The sequence below is a fragment of the Corynebacterium sp. Marseille-P3884 genome, assembly GCF_017942225.1.
Lineage (GTDB): Bacteria > Actinomycetota > Actinomycetes > Mycobacteriales > Mycobacteriaceae > Corynebacterium.
In genome coordinates this window covers 35584-54929 of sequence record NZ_JAGKSD010000007.1, presented here as the reverse complement: position 1 = coordinate 54929, position 19346 = coordinate 35584, and the positions used below count along the sequence as shown (strand labels likewise).

Below are 19346 nucleotides of genomic sequence, written 5' to 3'. Positions count from 1 at the left end.
GAGAAATTGGCTCACATTAGCCTGAAGAAGAAAGTCATGGCCGCGACCATCGCCATGACCATGGGTCTCGGCGCAACCACGGTGGTTGCGCCTGATGCTGGTGCGCAGACACTGCAGCTGCTGCAGTCTAAATCCCCAGAGGTCCGCGCGGCTTATGAACCGCTGCCGGACGACGTCAAGCAGCAGACTGAAGAGGCGCTGCTTGCTCGTAACAACGAAGAGAACAGAGGAGTCAACCTTCTTGGCTCTGGCAAGGGGCCGGGTTGGTGCATCGACTTCGCGATTCCTTCGCCGTCGAATAACCCGGCTGACTATGAGCTGCGTAAGCTGACCGGTCAGTCCGGCAACTACGGCGATAGCATCTCGATCAACGAGGACATCGAAACCGCAGCGATCCACGTCGCGAAGATGATGGTCAAGGAATATAACCTTCCAGCCACTGAGCGAAACAGCGGGAAAATCCAGAAGCTCAACTACGTTCTTCAGGCATTGCTGACGAATAACTTGTCAGCGCTGAATCAGGTTCGCGCGGATATCAAGGAAGGCAAGTATGTCGGTACTGCCGATTTCCGCGAAATCACCGGTTTTGATATCAACTACGTTCGCGTAGCCCCTAAAGACCGTCGCAACGGTCTTGCCGACTACCGTTTGGTGAAGAATGATGCTGCTTTCTCCAAGGTGGCGCAGGACGTTAGCGATGCCGAATACGTGACGGTCCTCCTGCCCAAGGATTACACCCTTAATCCGAACAAGATGGACAATTTCACGACGCAGCGTCTCTTGACCGTCGAGCAGCCGGGCCTGAACCTCGAGCCGAAGCCGTCCGAGACGCCGACGCCGCAGCAGAGCACGACTCAGGAGCAGCCGGCACCGGCACCGAAGCCGACGCCGGAGCAGTCCACCGAGCAGACGACGTCGGAAAGCACGACGACGGAGACTACGACGGAAAAGTCCTCTGAGCCGTCCACCTCCAATGAGACCACCTCCAAGGAGACCACTACGTCGAAGTCTTCGGAGCCGACTTCGGCGAAGGAGACTACCTCCACGGCGACGACTACTCGCACCGAGGTTAGCCGTGTGACTGAGGTCAACCGTGTGACCGAGGTCGTGAAAGAGTACCACCACCACTACACCTACATTTACAACTACAACGAGTACGAGAGCACGATCGACGTCAGCTCGAACGTCTCCGGTAGCTGGAAGTTTGAGGTGAAGGAGGGCGGCGACCTCGCAGAGGTCGTCAAGGAAAACGGCAAGCTCGTCATCAAGCCGAAGCCGGGCGCCAAGGGCACGGTGACCATCGTGGTCACTGACGCTAAGGGCACCACCCACGAGTACACGGTGGACGTCGACTACACCGACATCAACAAGAATGACTCCAACCACAATGTGGTCGTCAACGGTGGCGGCTCCAATAACCGTTCGGTGACGATCACGCTGCCGTCCGACGGCAGCCACAAGGTCGTTCGCGGTGGTGAATGGGCCTCTGTTAAGGAAGAGAACGGCAAGCTCATCGTCACCCCGAAGCCGGGTTCGAACGGTAAGACCGTTGTCGTCGAAATCCTCGACGGAAACGGCAACACCGTTGACACGGTGAACGTGAACATCACGGTCAACACGAAGACCGAGACCCACGTTGAGAACATCGTCGCTGGCGGCAAGATCCGCATCGAGAACAAGGGAAGCTTCGAGTTCACCAAGGGCAAAGACCTGGTCAACGTCGAGGAGAAGAACGGCGAGCTGATCATCACTCCGAAGCCGAACACGAAGGGCCAGACTGTCCTCGTGGTCACTGATGAGTGGGGCAACAAGGATCAGTACACGATCAACGTCGACACCAAGGTGAACGTCGATGAGCGCACGATCACGCTGCAGGACGGCGGTAAGTCGGAGATCACCATCTCCGGCGATTGGACCCACCGAGTTGTTTCCGGTGACGACAACGTCAAGGTCACCAAGAACGGCAACACTCTCGTTGTCGAGGGTGTGCCGGGCAAGAACGGCCAGGCCGTCATTGAGATCCTCGACGAGAACAACCAGGTCATCGGCCGTTACACCTTTGTGGTCACCACGACTAAGCAGAAGGTCACCACCAATGTCGTGCGTAAGTCGATCGATGATCTCACCGATTTCTCCATCACCCCCGGCGCCTCGAGCAACACCCTGAAGATTGTTCAGGGCGGCAATCTCGTCACCACTGACGAGAACAACGGCAAACTGTTGGTCAAGCCCAAGCAGGGTTCCAAAGGCACGGTCGTTGTAGAGGAGCGCACGTCGGATAATCAGCTTCTGACGAAGTGGGAGATCACGATCACCCCTGCCGACATTCCTGAGGAGCGCAGGGAGATCACGGACAACGGGTCCATCACGATCACCGGTGAGAACCTCACGGTCACCAAGGGTGAAAAGCTCGTCAACGTCACGAAGGACGGCGATAAAACGCTCTTCAAGCCCAAGGCCGGAGCTAACGGCGAGTTCGTCATCGAGGTTCGTGACGAAGAAGGACGCACCACGCACCGCTTGATCGTCACGGTCAAGCCGACCCAGCCGAAGACCACCGATATCAACGTGAAGCTCGAAAACACGAGCTCGAGCAGCGCGACTATCACTGTCGACCAGAACTCCAAGCACACCGTTATCGAAGGCGAGAAGAAGGTCGAGGTCACCCGTGAAGGCGGCCAGCTGATCATCAAGCCGAAGAACGGTGAGACCGGCAAGGCCGTCATCGAGGTCAAGAACCCAGATGGCAGCACGACCAATTACAAGGTCGACATCACGGAGGGTAAGGTCCCGCAGCGCAATGTGACCATCGTCAACACCAGCGGCGACAGCTCGAACGGTCGCGTCCAGTCCGGTGAGCTCACCGTCGACGTCAAGCCCGGCAACGATGTGAAGGTCGTCGAAGGCGACAAGGACCTGGTCGTCATCGACAAGCAGGACGACAAGGTCGTTGTCCGCCCGAACGAGGACAAGCCGGGTCAGTCCGGCAAGCTCATCATCGAAGAGCGCGATCCCAACGGCAATCCGGTCAAGCGCTACGAGATCGTGATTGAGGGCAAGACCCCGAGCAACAACGATGGCGACCAGTCCGGCACCATCACCGTGACTGACAAGGACCCGAACAAGGGCACCCTGACGATCGAGACCCCGGGCAAGGGCGGCGAGATCACCATCAAGGATGGCAACGGCAAGGACGTCACCGGTGAGTACACCGTCAAGGACAACGGTGATGGCACCTACACCATCATCCGCAAGGACGGTAAGCCGCTGAACGGCAAGCTGGACATCACCTGGACCAGCGAAGACGGTAAGAACACGTCCAGCACGGGCACCATCGTCATCGAGGGCAACGGCGACAAGGGCGGAAACGCTGGCACCATCACCGTGACCGACAAGGACCCGGAGAACGGCATCGTCGAGATCACGGCTCCGGGCAAGGGCGGCGAGATCACCATCAAGGACGGCGACAAGGATGTCACCGGTGAGTTCGATGTCAAGGACAACGGTGACGGCACCTGGACGCTGACCCGCAAGGACGGCAAGCCGCTGAGCGGTAACCTGACCATCAGCTGGACCAGCCCGGACGGCAAGACGTTCACCAACAACGTGAACATCACCGTCAACACCGGCAGCAGCAAGGTCCGCGGTGGCGGCTCCTCCAACCCGGCTTGCATCGGCGCGATCTCCCTGCTGTCCCTGCCGCTGCTCCTCGCTATCCCGGCAGGCATCCTGTCCCAGGTCCAGGTCCCGGGCTTCGAGCACGTCAGCGCACAGCTGAACGCTGCGATCCAGCGAGCTAACACCGATCTGCAGAAGGGTCTCGGTATCTTCAACGAAGACCGTGCAGCGAACGCAGCAGGTATCGATGCCGCTGCATCTCAGATCGCACCGCTGATCGGTGCCGGCGCAGCAGCAGTCGCAGCTATCGCTGTCATCGCCGGTATCGGTGCAGGCGTCCTGCACGCATGTGAGGTTGTCGACCTGAACGAGGCTTCCTCCAACGGCTCTAGCTCTAACTCCAACGGTGGCTCCAGCTCCAAGGAAGCCGCCAGCTCCCGCGAGCAGTAGTCGAATCTCCGATTGAGAGCCTGAAGCGGGCGAACTCCTTTGATGGGGTTCGCCCGCTTTGCTGTTTGTCGTCAAGGAATTTTGCGCTTTGAGGGGGATGGAGAACCAGGGTTGTTTTTTCGTCGATAAGCGGAAGCCCTTAAGAACCTGGAAACCACCCTGGTATACCCTTAAAGGCGTGACACGGGGTGCCTTCGACGAAGGCTGAGATGACACCCGTTGAACCTGATCCAGTTAGTACTGGCGGAGGGATGGTCGCGAAGAATGCATGCACCTATGCCTCCGCCCGGAGAAAGGCCGAGGTAAATGGGCATTAGCAAGAAAATCGCCGTTTTTCTGACCGCGTTGGCATCGACGATGATGCTTGCGGCGTGCGGTGGCGGCGCTGATGATTCGGACGGCATGACTAAGGTCCGTTTCGCACTCGACTGGACCCCGAATACGAACCACACGGGCCTGTACGTGGCCATGAATAAGGGCTACTTCAAGGAAGCGGGCCTGGACGTGGAGGTCGTGCCGTACAACGACAGCAACCCGATCCTGCTGACGGACTCCGGCAATGCCGAGTTCGCCGTCGACACGCAGGACCGCATGACGATGGCCAAGGCGGCCGGCGCAGATGTGCGTTCCGTTCTGGCGGTCGAGCAGACGTGGACCACCGAAGTCAGCGTCCTGGCTGAGCGCGACGACATCAAGAGCCCGGCCGACCTGGACGGAAAGACGTTCGGCGGCTTCGGCTCCCCGTCGGATCACGCGATTTTGAAGGGTGTCATCCGCGGTGCCGGCGGCAAGGGCGAATTCGAGGAAGTCACCCTGGGTACCTCCGCATACGAGGCGCTGTACAACCACGACGTCGACTTCACCGTCCCGTACGTCGCGTGGGAGGGCATCGAGGCCGCCGACCGCGGTGTCGAGCTGAAGAACTTCGCCTACACCGACTACGGCTTCCCGGACTGCTACCAGATGCTCGTCGTGGGCAGCAATAAGTGGATGGAGGAGAACCCGGAGGACACCAAGAAGTTCGTCCAGGCCATCCAGCGCGGCTACCAGGACGCCGTGGATAACCCGGACGAGGCGGCGGAGATCCTGCAGAAGGAGAACCCGGAGATCCTCACCGACCTCGAGTTTTTGAAGAAGAGCCAGCGCATGCTCTCCGAGCAGTACATGCTCGACGAGAACGGCAAGTTCGGTCACCAGACCGAGAAGCACTGGGCGGACCTGGGCCAGTTCCTCTTCGACAACGAGCTGCTTGTCGACGATGCCAACAACCCCCTGAGCGAAGCCCCGGACTGGAGCACCTACTTCACTAATGAGTACATCTCCGAGTAGTCCCGCCGCCGGCGGCGCCCGCGGGCTGAGCAGCAACCTCTGGGTGCCGCTGCTCTTCGTGCTCGCCGGCCTCGCTGTGTGGGAGGCGGCCGTGCGTGCCACGGGCGTGCGTCCGCAGGTGCTGCCGGCGCCGTCGCAGGTCGCGCGCTCTGGATGGGCGCAACGCGAAATCCTGGGCACACACGCACTGGCGACCTTGCAGGTCACGCTCATCGGCTTCGCGTTGTCGCTGGTGTGCGCGTGGATCATCGCCATCGCGATCGATTTCTCCCCGACGCTCAAGCGTGGGTTGACCCCGCTGCTGGTGGCGTCGCAGACGATCCCGGTGGTGGCCATCGCCCCGCTGATGATCATCTGGTTCGGCTTCGGCCTGCTGCCGAAGACGCTGGTGGTCGCACTTGTGACCTTCTTCCCCATCTCCATCGGCCTGATCGAAGGCTTCGCCCGCACCGACCGCGAGGCATCGAACCTGCTGCGCAGCATGGGGGCGTCGAAATGGCGCGAGTTCTGGATGGTGCGCCTGCCGTCGGCCATGCCTGAATTCTTCACCGCGCTGCGTATCGGCATCACGTATGCGGTCACCGGCGCGATCTTCGCTGAATACGTCGGCGCGAAGAAGGGCCTGGGCATCTACATGAGCGTGCAGAAGAACGCCTTCCGCACCGACCTCGTGCTCGCCGCGGTGGTGGTCACGGCCATCATCAGCGTGGCTTTGTACCTGTCCACCTACCTCATCGAGCGTGCGGTGATTCCGTGGCACATCAAGGAAAGGAAGGCCGAGCGTGCTTGAGCTTAACCAGATCAGCCGCGCATTCGGCGACCGCCAGGTGCTCGACAGTGTGAGCTTCGACGTCGCGCCCGGCGAGTTCGTTTCGCTCATCGGCCCGTCCGGCGCGGGCAAGTCGACGCTGTTCAACATCATCGCAGGGCTGGACAAGCCGGACTCGGGCGAGCTGCGTTTCGACGGCACCACCGCCTACATGCCCCAAAAAGACCTGCTCTTTCCGTGGCGCACCATTGAAGCGAACGCCGCGCTCGGCCTCGAGGTCCAGGGCGTGCCCAAAAAGGAAGCGCGCGCCCGCGCGCGTGAATGGTTCCCGCAATTCGGCCTCGAGGGATTCGAAAAGTCCCTGCCGTTCCAGCTTTCGGGCGGCATGCGTCAACGCGCCGCGCTTTTGCGCACCGTTGTGCAGGAAAAGAGCACATTGCTTCTCGACGAGCCGTTCGGCGCCCTCGATTCCCTCACCCGCTCCGAATTGCAGACGTGGCTGCAGGGCATGTGGGCCGAGCACGACTGGACCGCCATGCTGATCACCCACGACGTGCGCGAGGCGATCATGCTCTCCGACCGGATCGTGGTGCTCAACCCCCGCCCGACCAGCGTCCGCGAGATCATCGACGTGGACCTGCCGCGCCCCCGCGGTACCGAGGTGCTCAGCTCGCCTGAGTTCGGCGGATTGGAGCGCCGTATCCTCGAGCACCTGCAGGCCCGGTAGTCCGGGGGTGCGCCTGCTGCACCCGCCCGCTAGACGTCGAGCTCGGGGTGGATGTCCTTTTCCATGAGCACGCGCTCCTTCCAGAAGCCGAGCATGGCTAGCAGGAAGGATGCCACGCCCAGGGCACCGAGGACTGCAACGGCGATTCCCACGCGATTGTCGCCCGGCAGGGTGCCGAACAGCGTGTGGCGCATCAGGTCGACGGAGAAGCGCATCGGGTCCCAGGAGTGGACCCACTGGATGAAGTCCGGCTGCACCTCCGGCGGGTACAGGCCGTTGGAGGCCACGAGCTGCAACGACATCAGCACCATCGTGATCAAGCGGCCCACTGATGGGCCGAAAAGCGAGTAGATCGCCAGGATCGCGGTGTTGAACACAGCGGCGATGAAGCCCAACGCCAGCAGCATCTGGAACGGGTGCTGCGGATTCACATCCAGGACGAAGTGCTGCACCGCCCACAGGTTGAATGCCTGCACTAAGCCGACCAAGACGGCGGGGATCCAGGAGCCCATCACCACGCGCGCCGGGTTGGTGCCCGAGTCGATGGCGCGGCGTGAGATCGGGTTGAAGATCATGAAAAGGATCAGGCCGCCGAACCACAGGGATAGCGACAAGAAGAACGGGGAGAGACCCTGGCCGAAAGTGGTCAGGTCGTCGCCGGTGTTCTGCATGCGCACAGGGGCACCGGCCACGTCTGCGGCCTCGTCGAGCTTGCTGCCCTCGAAGCTGGGGACTTGTTCGGAGCCCTCGGTGATTTTCAGCGCCAGCTCGCCGGAACCGTCGTCGAGCTGGACCAGGCCGTCGTTAAGCTCGTCCATGCCCACGACGAGCTGCTCGGATCCGTCGGCGAGCTGGGTGGTGCCGTCGGCGAGTGTGCGTGCGCCGACGACGAGCTTGGACGTGCCGTCGGTGAGGCGCGCGGTGCCGGCAACGAGCTGGCCCGAACCGTCGTGCAGCAGGTGCAAGGCGTCGGAGAGACGCTGCGCGCCGTCCGCTGCGTCGTTGATGCCGGTGACGAACTGGGCAGCCGGGTTGTTCAGCTCGTCCGCGAGCTGGGCCGCGCCGTCGCGCAATTCCTTGAGCTGGTCGATCGTGGCCGGGTCCAGTGCAGTGTCGATCATCTCCTGGGTCTCTGGGTCGACGACGGAAATTCCCGCATCGTCCTGGATTTGGCGCAGGCGGTCAACCAGACCGCGGGCGGCGGGGCCGCCGACATTCTCCAGGTCCGAAATGGCCTGGTCGATCGAGGAGTTGAGGCGGTCGTTCGCCGCCTGGATCTCCTCCAGCGTGTCGCCGATGCCGGTCACCTTGTCCACGCCCGCGGACACGGCGGCGGCGCCGGCGCCGAGGGTGTTCACGCCGTCGCGCAGGCGGCCCATGCCGTCGGCGAGCTCGTCAGCACCGTCAGAGGCCTCGCCGAGACCGTCGTTGAGGCGGTTGGCGCCGTCGTCGAGATCGGTCGCGCCGTCGTCAAGCTGTTCGATGCCGTCGACGAGCTCTGGCGTTTTGTCCTTGGCCTGCTGGAGACCGTCGTTGAGCTTGCCCGCGCCGTCGCCGATCTGCTCGCCGCCGTCCTTGGCTTTGCCCGCGCCGTCGTGGAGCTGATCCGCGCCGTCCGCGGCCTTGTCCATGCCGTCGCCGATGGTGTTGAAGCCCATGAAGAGCTGGCGTGAAATCTGCTCGCCCACCGTCTCACCGATCACCGACGTCATCACACGCGTGACCTGGTTGCCCAGCATCGTGGGGATGAAACCGTTCGTGTTATTCAGCGTGACATTGATCTTTGCCGGGTGAGGGTGGTCCGAATTCACGCTGACGGACGACTCGGAGAAATCCTTCGGAATCTCCACGCCGAGGTAATACTTGCCCTCGGCAATGCCTTGGCGGGCATCCTCGGCACTGACCTCGACGAAGTTCATCGGCTCAATTTCGAGCAGTTTCTCCGCCACCTGGTCGCCGGCGTGAATCTCCTCCCCGTCGGGCCCCTCGGCACCTTCGTCGGAATTGACCAGCGCCACCGGAATCTTATTCAGGTTGCCCAGCGGGTCCCAGTAACTCCACACGAACAAGCCGCCGAACAGCAGCGGCAGCAACATGACGGCGATGAGCGCCAGGGGTGGCAGCTTGCCGTTCAAGAGCTTGCGGAAGTGCGAGCCGATGTGAAGTCCGGAAATCATCGGGAGACCTCCTCAATCTCTTCGGTGTCGGGGTTATCTGGGCCTGTGCTTCTGTCCTGGCTGTCTTCGTCCTTGCTCCACGGGTCCTCGGCCGCGGCGGCGAGAACGGAGTCTTCGTCGAGCTCGGCATCCGGGGCGGGCCCGGCACCGTAGCGCAGGTCGATGATGTGGTCGACGTGGCCTTCCTCGTAGTCGTTGACGGTGGTGGCCAGTACCGGAACCTGCTGCGAGAGCGTGGCCAGGTCCTCGATGACCTCGTTGCGAAGCTTCACGCTGCGGATCTGGTCCAGGTCGTCGACGATGACCAGGTCGGCGTCCGGCCGGGCGATGAGCGCCAGCATGACGCGAAGGCGGAAACGGTCCTCCACATTGAGCTTGCCCACGTCCAGCGACGGCTCCAGGTGAGTCAGGCCGAGCGGTTCTAACCACGGCTCCACCTTCGGGTGGTTGAGAATGTCGCGGCGGACCGGGATGAAGAACATCTGGCTCCACGCGACCTGCTCGCGGATGAACTCGCGGACATCCACCTGGCGCTCGAGGCTGTCGATCAGATCCACGCCAGCCAGCGCGACGCGCTTGAAACGCTGGCGCGGGGAGGTGGTCTCGCCGCCCAAAAGCACCTCGCCGCCCATGGGGCGGAAACGACCGGCCAGCGCCATATTGCGGGTCGACGCACCGGACTCACGCTCCGCGATCAGGAGCGTGAGCCCTTCATATACGTCGAAGCTCAATGGCGCGTCCCCGCGGCGAACAACGAGGTCACGGGCACTGATAATTGGTTCCACTGGGGTACCCCTCGGTTAAGTGGAGGTTAGACTATCGTTTATTCCTAGCGTATGGTCCCCTTTGACGGGCAATTAGTCAAGGCGGAGACCATGAGATCAGACGCGAAAATCAGGCGCGAGCGGATTATCGACGCTGCTTGCGACCTCTTGCGCACGACTCCAGAATCTTTAGTTACGTTGGAAAGTGTAGCGGCGCGCGCCGATGTCGGCATCGCCACCTTGTACCGCAATTTCCCCACCCGCTCCGATCTCGACGTCGCCTGCGGCTTGCGGTTGCTGAGCATCTTGGGGGAGAGGATCGAGAAAACACGCACGCTTATCGACGCCGACCCTAAAACCCACTGGGACCACTTCGTCTGGGGCCTCCTCGACTACGGAGTCGGGCCTTTAGTCAACGCCATTACCGCCGAGCACTGGCATAACGACCCTGAATTGGCCGCCAAGCGCGAAGAGACCATCGAGGCTTTCCAATCCGTTCTGGACAAAGCCGCCCCCGCCGGTCTCGTCCCGCAGGGACTCGACCCCCTCGACTTCGCCGCTGAGGTCTTCGTGGTCACCCGCCCCCTCGACGGCAAGCTCGTCCAGCACGCCCCCGGGGTCCAGCGCCGCCTCCTCGGTCGCCTACTTACCGCCTGGCGGTGCGAAAGCGAGCACGAACTGGCCGGCCTTTCTGACGCTGCTGTTTAGCGCGGGTCGGGGCCGCCGCGCTGATCGTCGTCAAGCGTGTCCAGCGTGGACAGCTGCTCGTCGATGGAGGTGAGCAGCTCCTCGTCGCGCTCGGCCGGCTCCTCGCTCAGCGGGCCGTGGTCGGCGGCCGTTTTGCTCGTGGTCACCGTGGTCACGCGGGTAGAACCCTTTGTGGGCGGCTGGGTGCGCTGGACGTTCGGCTTCGTCGTCGTGGGCGCGGTGTTTTTCTTAGTCTTTTTGGCCGCGGCGGGGGAGTCCGTGCCGAAGAGGAAGTAGTAGACGCCGCCAGCGACCGCCGCGAGCAGAGCCAGAATCAGAGCGCCGAGAGCGATGCCGCCCTTCTTCTTTTTCTTGGCGGACTTCTTCTGCTTCTTCAGAGTCTTCTCCAGCTCCTTCTTCTCTTTCTTATCCAGCTGGTCAGCCTCGAACAGAGCGCGGCGGCGGTCCAGGCGCGCGTGTGCCGCGCGGGTGATGTCGCCGGCCTGCAGGCGGGCATCGCTGTAGTTGGAGGTGTCCTCTTCCTCGGCGTTCGTGCCTTCACCCTCGCCGCCACGGGCCATGATGCGGACGGCCTCGTACACGTCGCGCTTCTGCTCGTTATTCAGCTCGCGGTAACGGTTGAACAGGGTGCCAGCCACCTTGGAGGCGAGGCGGATATTGCGGAGATTCATGTGCGTTCAGGCCTTTCTTCTTTGTTCGGGTCGGTGTCGTGCAGGGCTGTGGTGCCACCCACAGTAGTGAAGTGAGCGTCGGCTGGCGCGGGCTTTCGGCGGTACGTGATCACACCCCACCGCTTGGTCCGCCGCCGCGCGCAAAAAGTGGACAGCTCGGTTCATTCGCGGCGAATTTTCGGCTTTTATATTCACGAGACGTAGCGCTGTGAGCTGCAGAAACAATGTATGAAATAGCGCAAGTGATTGAACCTTCAAACGAGCCCGGGTTACATTCCAACCAGTTTCCAAGTGCTGAGCCCAGCCAATCCATGAAACCGACGAGACGAAAGGACTCCTTCGTTGACTGAAGGACACTTTTCGTCGAGGCTGTCGGCGTCTGCGCCCTTGGACCACCTCGACGAAGCACCCGACACCGGTGCCCGCCCCGCTGTGAAGCGGCAGCAGAGGACCGCCCTGAGCTTCGAGCTCATCCCGCCCCGCCACGACGCGGACGAAGCGAAGCTCAACGAGCTCATCGCCGGGCTCGCCGATTACAACCCGGACTACGTCGCAGTGACCAGCTCCCGCCGCTCCGGCTGGCTCGAAGGCACCGCCGACTTCATCTCCCGGCTCAACGAGTCCACCAACTTGCGCACCATCGCGCACCTGTCGTGCACCGCTGGCCCCGTCGACGAGCTCGCCGACTGGATCCGCACCCTGATCGACTCCGGCGTCCGCGGCTTCCTCGCCCTGCGCGGCGACCTCCCGGAGGGGGAGACCAGCCTGCCGGAGGGCTACCTCCAGTACGCCACCGAGCTGCTCACCCTCATCCGGGAGATCGAGGACGAGAACGCATACCGCCTCGCCGCGGGCAAGCTCGCGCTGTCCGTGGCGTGCTACCCGTCGGGCCACGCCGAATCGCCCACGCCCGACCTGGACTTGGACGTCCTGCTTTCGAAGCAGCGGCTCGGCGCGGACTTCGCCATCACGCAGCTGTTCTTCGAGGCAGACGACTACCTGCGCTTTGCCGAGCAGTCGCGGATGGCGGGCGTGCGCATCCCCCTGATCCCCGGCATCATGCCTATGACAAGCCTGAAGCGGGCACTGCGCATGGGCGTGCTGTCGGGGATCGAGGTGCCGCAGCGTGTCGTCGATAAGCTCTCGGCGGCGCGCGACCCCGACGAAGAGTACGAGGTGGGCATGCAGCTCACCGCGGAACTCGCGGGCACGCTTCTCGACGCCGGCGTCGGCGGCCTGCACATCTACACCCACAACAACCTGGCGGTGACGCAAGACCTGCTGTCGCGGCTCGGAATAGAACCCAAATAACAAACCCCAAGGAGTAACAGTGAGCACTTTCCCTAAGGCCACGATCGAGGGCTACCCGCGCATCGGCGCGAACCGCGAGCTCAAGCGCGCGCTGGAGTCCTACTGGGCTGGGCGTATCGACGCCGAGACCTTCCGCACCACCACCCGTGCGCTGCGCATTGACACCTACAACCACCTGCGCGACCTCGGCCTGGACGAGGATTATGCGATTCCGGCAGACGTCGCCTACTACGACCAGGTGCTCGAGACCGGCCTGACCGTCGGCCTGATCGCCGGCGGCACCGACCTCGACGAGGAATTCGCCCTCGCCCGCGGCAACGACACCCGCGTGCCGCTCGAGATGACCAAGTGGTTCGACACCAACTACCACTACCTCGTGCCCGAGGTTTCCGCTGGCCAGGACATCACCCCGGCGCCGGAGCGCATCGTCCGTCTCGTCGAGGAAGCCCGCGAAGCCGGCCACAAGGTGCGCCCGGCACTCGTCGGCCCGGTCACCCTGCTCGCCCTGTCCAAGCCGGTCGAGTGGTCCCTGCTGGACAAGCTTGTCGACGCCTACGCTGCCGTCTTCGCCGCCCTCAAGGACGCCGGTGTCGAGTGGGTCCAGGTCGCCGAGCCTGCCTTGGTCGCTGACCTGTCCACCCCGGATGCTGAGCTGGCGAAGTACACCGAGCAGGCTTGGTCTGCGCTCCTCGGCGCCGAGAACCGCCCGAACGTGTACGTGACCACCCCGTACGGTTCCGCCCGCGAGGGCCTGAACGCCCTGGCTGCCGTTGCGCCGGAGGCCGTCCACGTCGACCTGTCCCCGTGGACCCTCGACGCCGACGCCGACTACCCGGCACGCGTCGCTTCCGCTTTCGACGGCAAGGACACCACGCTGGTCGCCGGCCTCATCGACGGTCGCAACGTCTGGGCCGCCAACCTGCGCGACAAGGTCGAGGTGTTGAACAAGCTCGGCACCGCCAGCGTCTCCACCTCCACCTCCCTGCAGCACGTTCCGCACACCCTGAACGCTGAGAAGAACCTCCCGGTCGACGTCGCGCCGTGGCTGTCCTTTGCCGACGAGAAGATCGAGGAGATCACCGCTCTCGTCGCCGGTGAGTCCGAGGCCCCGGAGGCATTCGGCCGCTCCGACCGCGCCGTGCGCACTCGCGCCGAGTCCACCCGCATCCACAACGCGGCCGTCACCGATCGTGTGGCCAAGCTTCCGGAAGGCGCCGTCCAGCGCCAGCCGGAATTCGCGGAGCGCCAGGAAGCACAGAAGGCCCTCGGCCTGCCACAGCTGCCGACCACGACGATCGGCTCCTTCCCGCAGACCACCGAAATCCGCAAGGCCCGCGCCGACCACCGCGCAGGCGAGCTCACCGACGAGCAGTACAACGAGGCACTCAAGACCGAGATCAAGCAGGTCATCGAACTGCAGGAACGCCTCGGCCTCGACGTGCTCGTCCACGGCGAGCCGGAGCGCAACGACATGGTCCAGTACTTCGCAGAGCTTCTCGACGGCTTCGTCGTCACCGAGAACGGCTGGGTCCAGTCCTACGGTTCCCGCTGCACCCGTCCGCCGATTGTCGTCGGCGACGTCTCCCGCCCGGAGGCCATGACCACCGAGTGGTCCGCCTTCGCGCAGTCCCTGTCCGAGCACCCAGTCAAGGGCATGCTCACCGGCCCGGTCACCATCCTGGCCTGGTCCTTCAAGCGTGACGACGTGCCCCTGTCCGTCTCCGCCGACCAGATCGGCGTCGCCCTCGCCGACGAGGTCGCCGACCTGGAAAAGGCCGGCATCAAGGTCATCCAGATCGACGAGCCTGCCCTGCGCGAGCTGCTCCCGCTGCGTGCCGACGCCCGCCCGTCCTACCTCGACTGGGCCGTCCGCGCCTTCAGGTTGGTTTCGTTGAAGGCTCTGCCTTCAACCCAGATCCACACCCACCTCTGCTACTCCGAGTTCGGCCAGATCATCGATGCCGTCGCCGGCCTGGACGCCGACGTCACCTCCATCGAGGCCGCCCGTTCCAAGATGGAGCTGCTCGAGGATATCGACGAGACCTTCCACGCCGAGATCGGCCCGGGTGTCTACGACATCCACTCCCCGCGCATCCCGTCCAAGGAAGAGATGGTCGAGCTCATCAAGGCCGCCCTGGACAACGTCCCCGCCGACCGCCTCTGGGTCAACCCGGACTGTGGTCTGAAGACGCGCGGCTACTCCGAGGTCGAGCCGGCCCTGGCCAACATGGTCGCTGCCCGCGACGAGGTCGTCGAAGGTCTCTAAGGTCTCAGCCCCTAAGCCTCCGAGGCTTACAGCCACCTCGCGCCAGGTAAAGAACAACTAGCCCCGGTCAGCCACGTCGGCTGCCGGGGCTAGTTCTGTGTGTTGCCACGCGGCCCGGTTCGCTCTGGATCTAGATTCACTTTGGTCGGGCGCCGGACGCAAAACCCCAGGTCAGTTTTGCTTGCTGTGACAATGATTTCATCTTTATCCAGCGGTCATGTAGGTGGGCCAGCGAGAAGGGCCCGAGGCCACCACCCCGGGCCCGATCCCTACGCAAACGCGCCGATGCCCGTCATCTTCTGGCCGAGGATGAGGGTGTGCATCTCGTCTGTGCCTTCGTAGGTGCGCACGGACTCGAGGTTGGCGGCGTGGCGGATGGGGGAGTAGTCGTGGGTCACGCCATTGCCGCCGAGAATGGTGCGGGCTTCGCGGGCGATCTCGATGGCGGTGCGGGTGTTCTGGAGCTTGGCCACGGAGATCTGGGAGATATCCAGGGTGCCGGCGTCTTTCTGGCGGCCGACGTGAAGGGCGAGCAGGTAGCCCTGGTTGAGGCTGACAGCCATGTCGACGAGCTTTTTCTGGGTGAGCTGGAAGCCCGCGAGCGGTTTGCCGAACTGGGTGCGCTCCTTGGCGTAGGCGAGGGCGCATTCGATGGAGTCGCGGGCGGCGCCGAGGACGCCCCAGCCGATGCCGTAACGGGCCTCGTTAAGACACATGAACGGGGCTTTCAGGCCGAAGCGGCCGGAGAGGATCTTGTCTTCACCGACTAGAGCGTCCTTCATGTAGATGTGCGCCTGGGTGGACACGCGCATGGACAGTTTCTTGTCGATCTGCTGGGGGTCGAAGCCCGGGGTGTCCTTTTCAACGATGAAGCCGGCGATGGTCTCGTCGCGGCCCTCGGGAATCCCATCGAGGCCAGCGGCCTCTAGGTCGGCGGTGGAGACCTTGGCCCAGATGATGGTCAGGTCGGCGTAGTGGGACAGGCCGATCCAGCGCTTCTCGCCGTTGAGGACCCAGCCTTCGCCGGGCTTGTAGGTGGCGCGGGTAGTCATGGAGGCGGGGTCGGAACCGGCGGTGGGCTCGGTCAGGCCGAAGGCACCGAGAAGCTCGCCGGCGGCCATCTTGGGCAGGTACTTCTCTTTCTGCTCCTCGGTGCCGTTGAGGTGGATCGAGGTCATGGCCAGCGAACCGAGGACGGAGAAGATGGTGCGCAGACCGGAGTCGGCTGCTTCGACCTCGAGCATGGCCAAGCCGTAGTCTACGGCGGAGCGGCCCGGGCAGCCGTAGCCGGTGAGGTGTGCGCCGATCATGCCTTTTTCGGCGAAGCGGGGGATGAGTTCGAAGGGCACGTGGGCGTCTTCGTACCACTGGCCGACGTGGGGTTTGATCTCGCTTTCGACGAAGGAGCGGATATCGTCACGCCATTCGATTTCGTCGCGGGAGAGCAGACTGTCGAAGTTGATGAGGTCGGTGGCGAGGGGAGATGCGGAGGTCATGAGGAGGTTCCTTTCGGGGGTTGAAGAGGTTATTTGGCGGGGGTTTGGGCGATCCATTCGAGGACGTCGTCGCGGTCTTCGTCGAGGCCAGGGGCGGCCTTGGTGTAGGTGATACCACCGGAACTCATGTCGAGAGGGTTAGAGACGAAGGGGACGCGGTCGGTGCCGTCCTTGGTGGTGATTTCGACGACGGGCTCGAGTTCGAGGTCGTCGGCGAAGTCGATGGCTTCACGCACGGACAGGATCGGCGCGATGGGAAGGCCCTTAGCGCGGAACAGGTCGATCCATTCGTCGGCGGTTTTCGCCGCGAGCAGTTCGGTGAGGATTGGGCGCAGTTCTTCGCGGTTGACATTGCGTTGCTCGTTGGTGGCAAAGCGGGGATCGTTGGCGAGGTCGGGGGAGCCGAGGCCGTCGACAAGCGTTGCGAACTGTTTGTTGTTGCCGACGCAGATGACGAGCTCGCGGTCCTTGGCGGAAAACGGGCCGTACGGGAAGATCGACGGGTGGTCGTTGCCCGTGCGGGTCATCTCGGCGTCGGAGGCGACGGCCGCGGACGTCATGTTGACCATGGATGACAGCGCCGCGGACAGCAGGTTGGTGCGGATGGTCTCCCCACCGCCGCCGAAACGCTCGCGGCGCAGCAGCGAGGCGAGGATGCCGACGGTGGTGTGGAGGCCGGTGAGGACGTCGATAAATGCACAACCTGCTTTTTGCGGCGGGCCGTCGGGCGAACCCGTCATGGACATGAACCCGCTGGATGCTTGAATGAGCATGTCGTAGCCCGGCAGCTGCGCCCCGGCACGCGAGCCGAAGCCTGTGATTTTCGCGTGGATGAGCTCCGGCCACCGCTTGGTCACGGTCTCTGGGTCGAGTCCGAATTTATCCAGGCTGCCGACGCGGAAATTGTCGATCAGCACGTCCGCCCGGTCGATGATCGCGTACGCCGTCTCCAGGTCGTCCGGGTCCTTCAAGTTGAGCTTGATGGAATTCTTGTTGCGGTTGATCGACAGGTAGTACGTGCCCACATCGCCGCGCTTCGGCGGCACCCATCCGCGGGTGTCGTCGCCGTTCGGCCCCTCGACCTTGATCACGGTCGCGCCGAGATCCGCGAGCAGCATCGTCGCGTACGGCCCGGCGAGCACGCGCGAAAAATCCGCGACGACAATGCCTTTCAAAGGGCCGGCTTGTGGTTGCTGTAGTGCCATTTTCTTAAGGTCTCCTTCTTAATTTCGCTGTGCGCTTATCGACGACTCCAGGTCCTGCTTCAGCTCTCCCATGAACTCGTGGGTATGACTGAATTTCTGCGCAGCATCCGCCACCGCCGCCGACACCCGGGGATTGGAGACACCGACCGAGGTCACGGCGATGCCGGAGGCGAAGTCGATGAGGGAGTTACCGTCGACGTCGATAAGCGCGCCCCCGTTTCCGTCGACGAAGGTGAGGTCCTGCATGATCACTCCTTCAGGCAAGAAAAGTATTTGTTGACAAAACAGTATGCATCGAAGAAGGTGATCCGCGTCATGTACAGTGTGGCGAAATAGGGACGCACTGTTATACAGCACGGAGACTGCGCAATGTTTTCCTTCGCATTTCTCGCCGATAACCAGCACCTCGGCCTGACCGAGATCGTCGCGCCGCCGAAACCGTCTTTCACCGTCGTGCAGATTAACGAGCTGGAAACCCCGGGCTCTTTCATTCAGCCGAAATCATTCGTGCTCACCGTCGGCGCGGCATTCCGCGACAACCCTGATGGCCTGCGCGGACACATCGAGCATCTCGCACAGCAGGGGGCTGTGGCGGTCGGCTTTGGCATCAGTACCGTCTTCGGACGAATCCCCGATGCCGTCGTGGACGCCGCGCGAGAGAACAACGTGGGCTTGTTCGAGGTGTCGCGGCCCGTGCCGTTCGCCACGATCTTGAGTGCGGTCCACGAAGAGCAGCACCGCCGCACCACCGCGGAACAAGAAAAGCGCGCCTACCTGCACCAGCAGCTACTCCAGGCCCAGGAAAAACTCACGCAGACGGCCACCGCGGGCGATATCAAAGCCCTCACGCGCGACGCCGCCACCACGCTCGAGGCCCGCGTGACCATTAAAGACCCCAACGGCCTCCTGATCGCCGAGCAAGTCTCGCGGGCCTTCAACGCCATGAAGAAGACCTATTCGAGCTCCTACCGCATCAGCTCGTCTGCCACCGCCGGGCGGCCGTACACCGTCGACGTCACCTCCACGCGCACGCTTACCGACGAAGACCGCTCCCTCATCCGCCACTACGCCGGCCTCGCGGCCACCCTCCTCTCCAGGCCCGCTCACCTGCGGCGGATTCATAACCAGCTCAATTCCTTCGCGCTGCGCATCCACCTCGGCATCACGGAAAAGGAGGAGATCTATTCCGGTGCCGTGGACACTCCCGTCGACCGGGAAGGCTTCACCCGGCCGATCGTCATCGCGGCGCAATCGCCCCGCGGAATGCAGGCGGTGGTGGAGGGGCTGGACAGGGAGGCGTCGAAAAGCGATCGGCTCCTACATGTCCTCGATGTCGATGAAACGACCTTCCTGATGGTGGTGCGCCCTGATGTGACCGTGCGCGATGTGCTCGGCGCCCTCGGTGAGTACCGCGACCGCGTGCGCATCGCCGCAGGTAGTCCGATGCTTCTTGGCCGGCTGACGCTGGACCACGTGAATCAGCTCGTCTCCCGAACGCGCACTCTGCGGCCCGGCGATGTGGCTCGCGCCAACGACTCGGGGCTGCCGTGGCTGCGCGATCCCACCGTCGCCCACGCGCTCGCGGCCAGACGCGAAGAGATCTTCGGCCGGCTGATCAGCTTTGATGCCGCTCACGGGACAGATTATGAGACCACCCTCGCCGTGTTTCTTCGTCATGGTGCACGGCTGGGCGAGGCCGCCGAGGCTTTGGGTGTGCACCGCCATACTGTGCGTACCCGGATGGCCAAGATCGAGAAACTGTGCGAGATCGATCTAAATAACCCCGCCCACTTCAGCGAGGCCTACCTGGCCATGACTGCGTTTGAGGACGGGGCGGGGTGAGGGGCCGGATCTA

The 19346-nt window shown here is 63.2% G+C and carries 13 protein-coding genes, 1 pseudogene and 1 riboswitch; of the genes and pseudogenes, 8 read left to right on the top strand and 6 right to left on the bottom strand.

Going from position 1 to position 19346, the window contains the following annotated elements:
• Positions 1-6: 6 nt before the first annotated feature.
• From J5Y21_RS05835 to J5Y21_RS05820, 4 genes are all read left to right on the top strand, one after another.
• Positions 7-4068 (top strand): hypothetical protein, encoded by a 4062-nt coding sequence (locus tag J5Y21_RS05835; RefSeq protein WP_210573610.1) that lies wholly within the window; start codon positions 7-9, stop codon positions 4066-4068.
• Positions 4069-4242: 174 nt separating this feature from the next.
• A riboswitch (TPP riboswitch) is annotated at positions 4243-4338 on the top strand.
• Between the two features lie 36 nt (positions 4339-4374).
• Positions 4375-5397 carry an ABC transporter substrate-binding protein gene (locus J5Y21_RS05830; protein ID WP_210573609.1) on the top strand — a complete coding sequence of 341 codons (1023 nt, stop codon included), beginning with the start codon at positions 4375-4377 and terminating at the stop codon, positions 5395-5397.
• Positions 5378-6187: an ABC transporter permease gene (locus J5Y21_RS05825; RefSeq protein WP_210573608.1), complete on the top strand. Its 810-nt coding sequence runs from the start codon at positions 5378-5380 to the stop codon at positions 6185-6187. The genes J5Y21_RS05830 and J5Y21_RS05825 overlap by 20 nt, the downstream gene beginning before the upstream one ends.
• Positions 6180-6893, top strand: coding sequence for an ABC transporter ATP-binding protein (locus J5Y21_RS05820; protein WP_210573607.1), 714 nt, complete (start codon positions 6180-6182; stop codon positions 6891-6893). Before J5Y21_RS05825 ends, J5Y21_RS05820 begins: the two co-directional genes overlap by 8 nt.
• A 29-nt stretch (positions 6894-6922) precedes the next feature.
• On the opposite strand, the gene J5Y21_RS05815 is transcribed toward J5Y21_RS05820, so the two are convergent.
• Together J5Y21_RS05815 and J5Y21_RS05810 are read right to left on the bottom strand one after the other, a co-directional pair.
• A complete protein-coding gene (locus J5Y21_RS05815) occupies positions 6923-9070 on the bottom strand; it encodes a YhgE/Pip domain-containing protein (RefSeq protein ID WP_210573605.1) in 2148 nt (715 codons plus the stop codon).
• Entirely contained in the window at positions 9067-9855 is a 789-nt protein-coding gene (locus J5Y21_RS05810) for a hypothetical protein (protein WP_210573604.1), read from the bottom strand. Before J5Y21_RS05810 ends, J5Y21_RS05815 begins: the two co-directional genes overlap by 4 nt.
• A gap of 90 nt (positions 9856-9945) precedes the next feature.
• On the opposite strand from J5Y21_RS05810, the gene J5Y21_RS05805 reads away from it, so the two are divergent.
• The gene (locus tag J5Y21_RS05805; RefSeq protein ID WP_210573603.1) at positions 9946-10542 is read left to right on the top strand and encodes a TetR/AcrR family transcriptional regulator; all 597 of its coding nucleotides are present in this window, start codon (positions 9946-9948) and stop codon (positions 10540-10542) included.
• On the opposite strand, the gene J5Y21_RS05800 is transcribed toward J5Y21_RS05805, so the two are convergent.
• The gene (locus J5Y21_RS05800) at positions 10539-11213 is read right to left on the bottom strand and encodes a hypothetical protein (RefSeq protein WP_210573602.1); all 675 of its coding nucleotides are present in this window, start codon (positions 11211-11213) and stop codon (positions 10539-10541) included. The genes J5Y21_RS05805 and J5Y21_RS05800 overlap by 4 nt on opposite strands.
• Before the next feature lie 342 nt (positions 11214-11555).
• On the opposite strand from J5Y21_RS05800, the gene J5Y21_RS05795 reads away from it, so the two are divergent.
• Complete coding sequence (locus tag J5Y21_RS05795; RefSeq protein WP_246874995.1) at positions 11556-12524, top strand: methylenetetrahydrofolate reductase; 969 nt, start codon at positions 11556-11558, stop codon at positions 12522-12524.
• Between the two features lie 19 nt (positions 12525-12543).
• Positions 12544-14790: a 5-methyltetrahydropteroyltriglutamate--homocysteine S-methyltransferase gene (gene metE / locus J5Y21_RS05790; RefSeq protein ID WP_210573601.1), complete on the top strand. Its 2247-nt coding sequence runs from the start codon at positions 12544-12546 to the stop codon at positions 14788-14790.
• Positions 14791-15059: 269 nt separating this feature from the next.
• Here the strand turns inward: metE and J5Y21_RS05785 are convergent, their stop codons facing one another.
• From J5Y21_RS05785 to J5Y21_RS05775, 3 genes and pseudogenes are all read right to left on the bottom strand, one after another.
• Positions 15060-16286, bottom strand: coding sequence for an acyl-CoA dehydrogenase family protein (locus J5Y21_RS05785; RefSeq protein WP_210573600.1), 1227 nt, complete (start codon positions 16284-16286; stop codon positions 15060-15062).
• 29 nt (positions 16287-16315) lie between these two features.
• Entirely contained in the window at positions 16316-17491 is a 1176-nt protein-coding gene (locus J5Y21_RS05780; RefSeq protein WP_210573598.1) for a CoA transferase, read from the bottom strand.
• A gap of 81 nt (positions 17492-17572) precedes the next feature.
• Positions 17573-17719 (bottom strand): annotated as a pseudogene (locus tag J5Y21_RS05775) (aminotransferase class III-fold pyridoxal phosphate-dependent enzyme); the annotation flags it as partial.
• 141 nt (positions 17720-17860) lie between these two features.
• Between J5Y21_RS05775 and J5Y21_RS05770 the strand changes: the two are divergent.
• The gene (locus J5Y21_RS05770) at positions 17861-19333 is read left to right on the top strand and encodes a PucR family transcriptional regulator (protein WP_210573597.1); all 1473 of its coding nucleotides are present in this window, start codon (positions 17861-17863) and stop codon (positions 19331-19333) included.
• Positions 19334-19346 lie beyond the last annotated feature (13 nt).

Bases quoted from the DNA above. Each gene is read 5' to 3' on its own strand.
- J5Y21_RS05830 (WP_210573609.1), top strand. From the start codon at position 4,375: ATGGGCATTAGCAAGAAAATCGCCGTTTTTCTGACCGCGTTGGCATCG.
- J5Y21_RS05825 (WP_210573608.1), top strand. From the start codon at position 5,378: ATGAGTACATCTCCGAGTAGTCCCGCCGCCGGCGGCGCCCGCGGGCTG.
- J5Y21_RS05815 (WP_210573605.1), bottom strand. From the start codon at position 9,070: ATGATTTCCGGACTTCACATCGGCTCGCACTTCCGCAAGCTCTTGAAC.
- J5Y21_RS05805 (WP_210573603.1), top strand. From the start codon at position 9,946: ATGAGATCAGACGCGAAAATCAGGCGCGAGCGGATTATCGACGCTGCT.
- J5Y21_RS05800 (WP_210573602.1), bottom strand. From the start codon at position 11,213: ATGAATCTCCGCAATATCCGCCTCGCCTCCAAGGTGGCTGGCACCCTG.
- J5Y21_RS05785 (WP_210573600.1), bottom strand. From the start codon at position 16,286: ATGACCTCCGCATCTCCCCTCGCCACCGACCTCATCAACTTCGACAGT.
- J5Y21_RS05780 (WP_210573598.1), bottom strand. From the start codon at position 17,491: ATGGCACTACAGCAACCACAAGCCGGCCCTTTGAAAGGCATTGTCGTC.
- J5Y21_RS05770 (WP_210573597.1), top strand. From the start codon at position 17,861: ATGTTTTCCTTCGCATTTCTCGCCGATAACCAGCACCTCGGCCTGACC.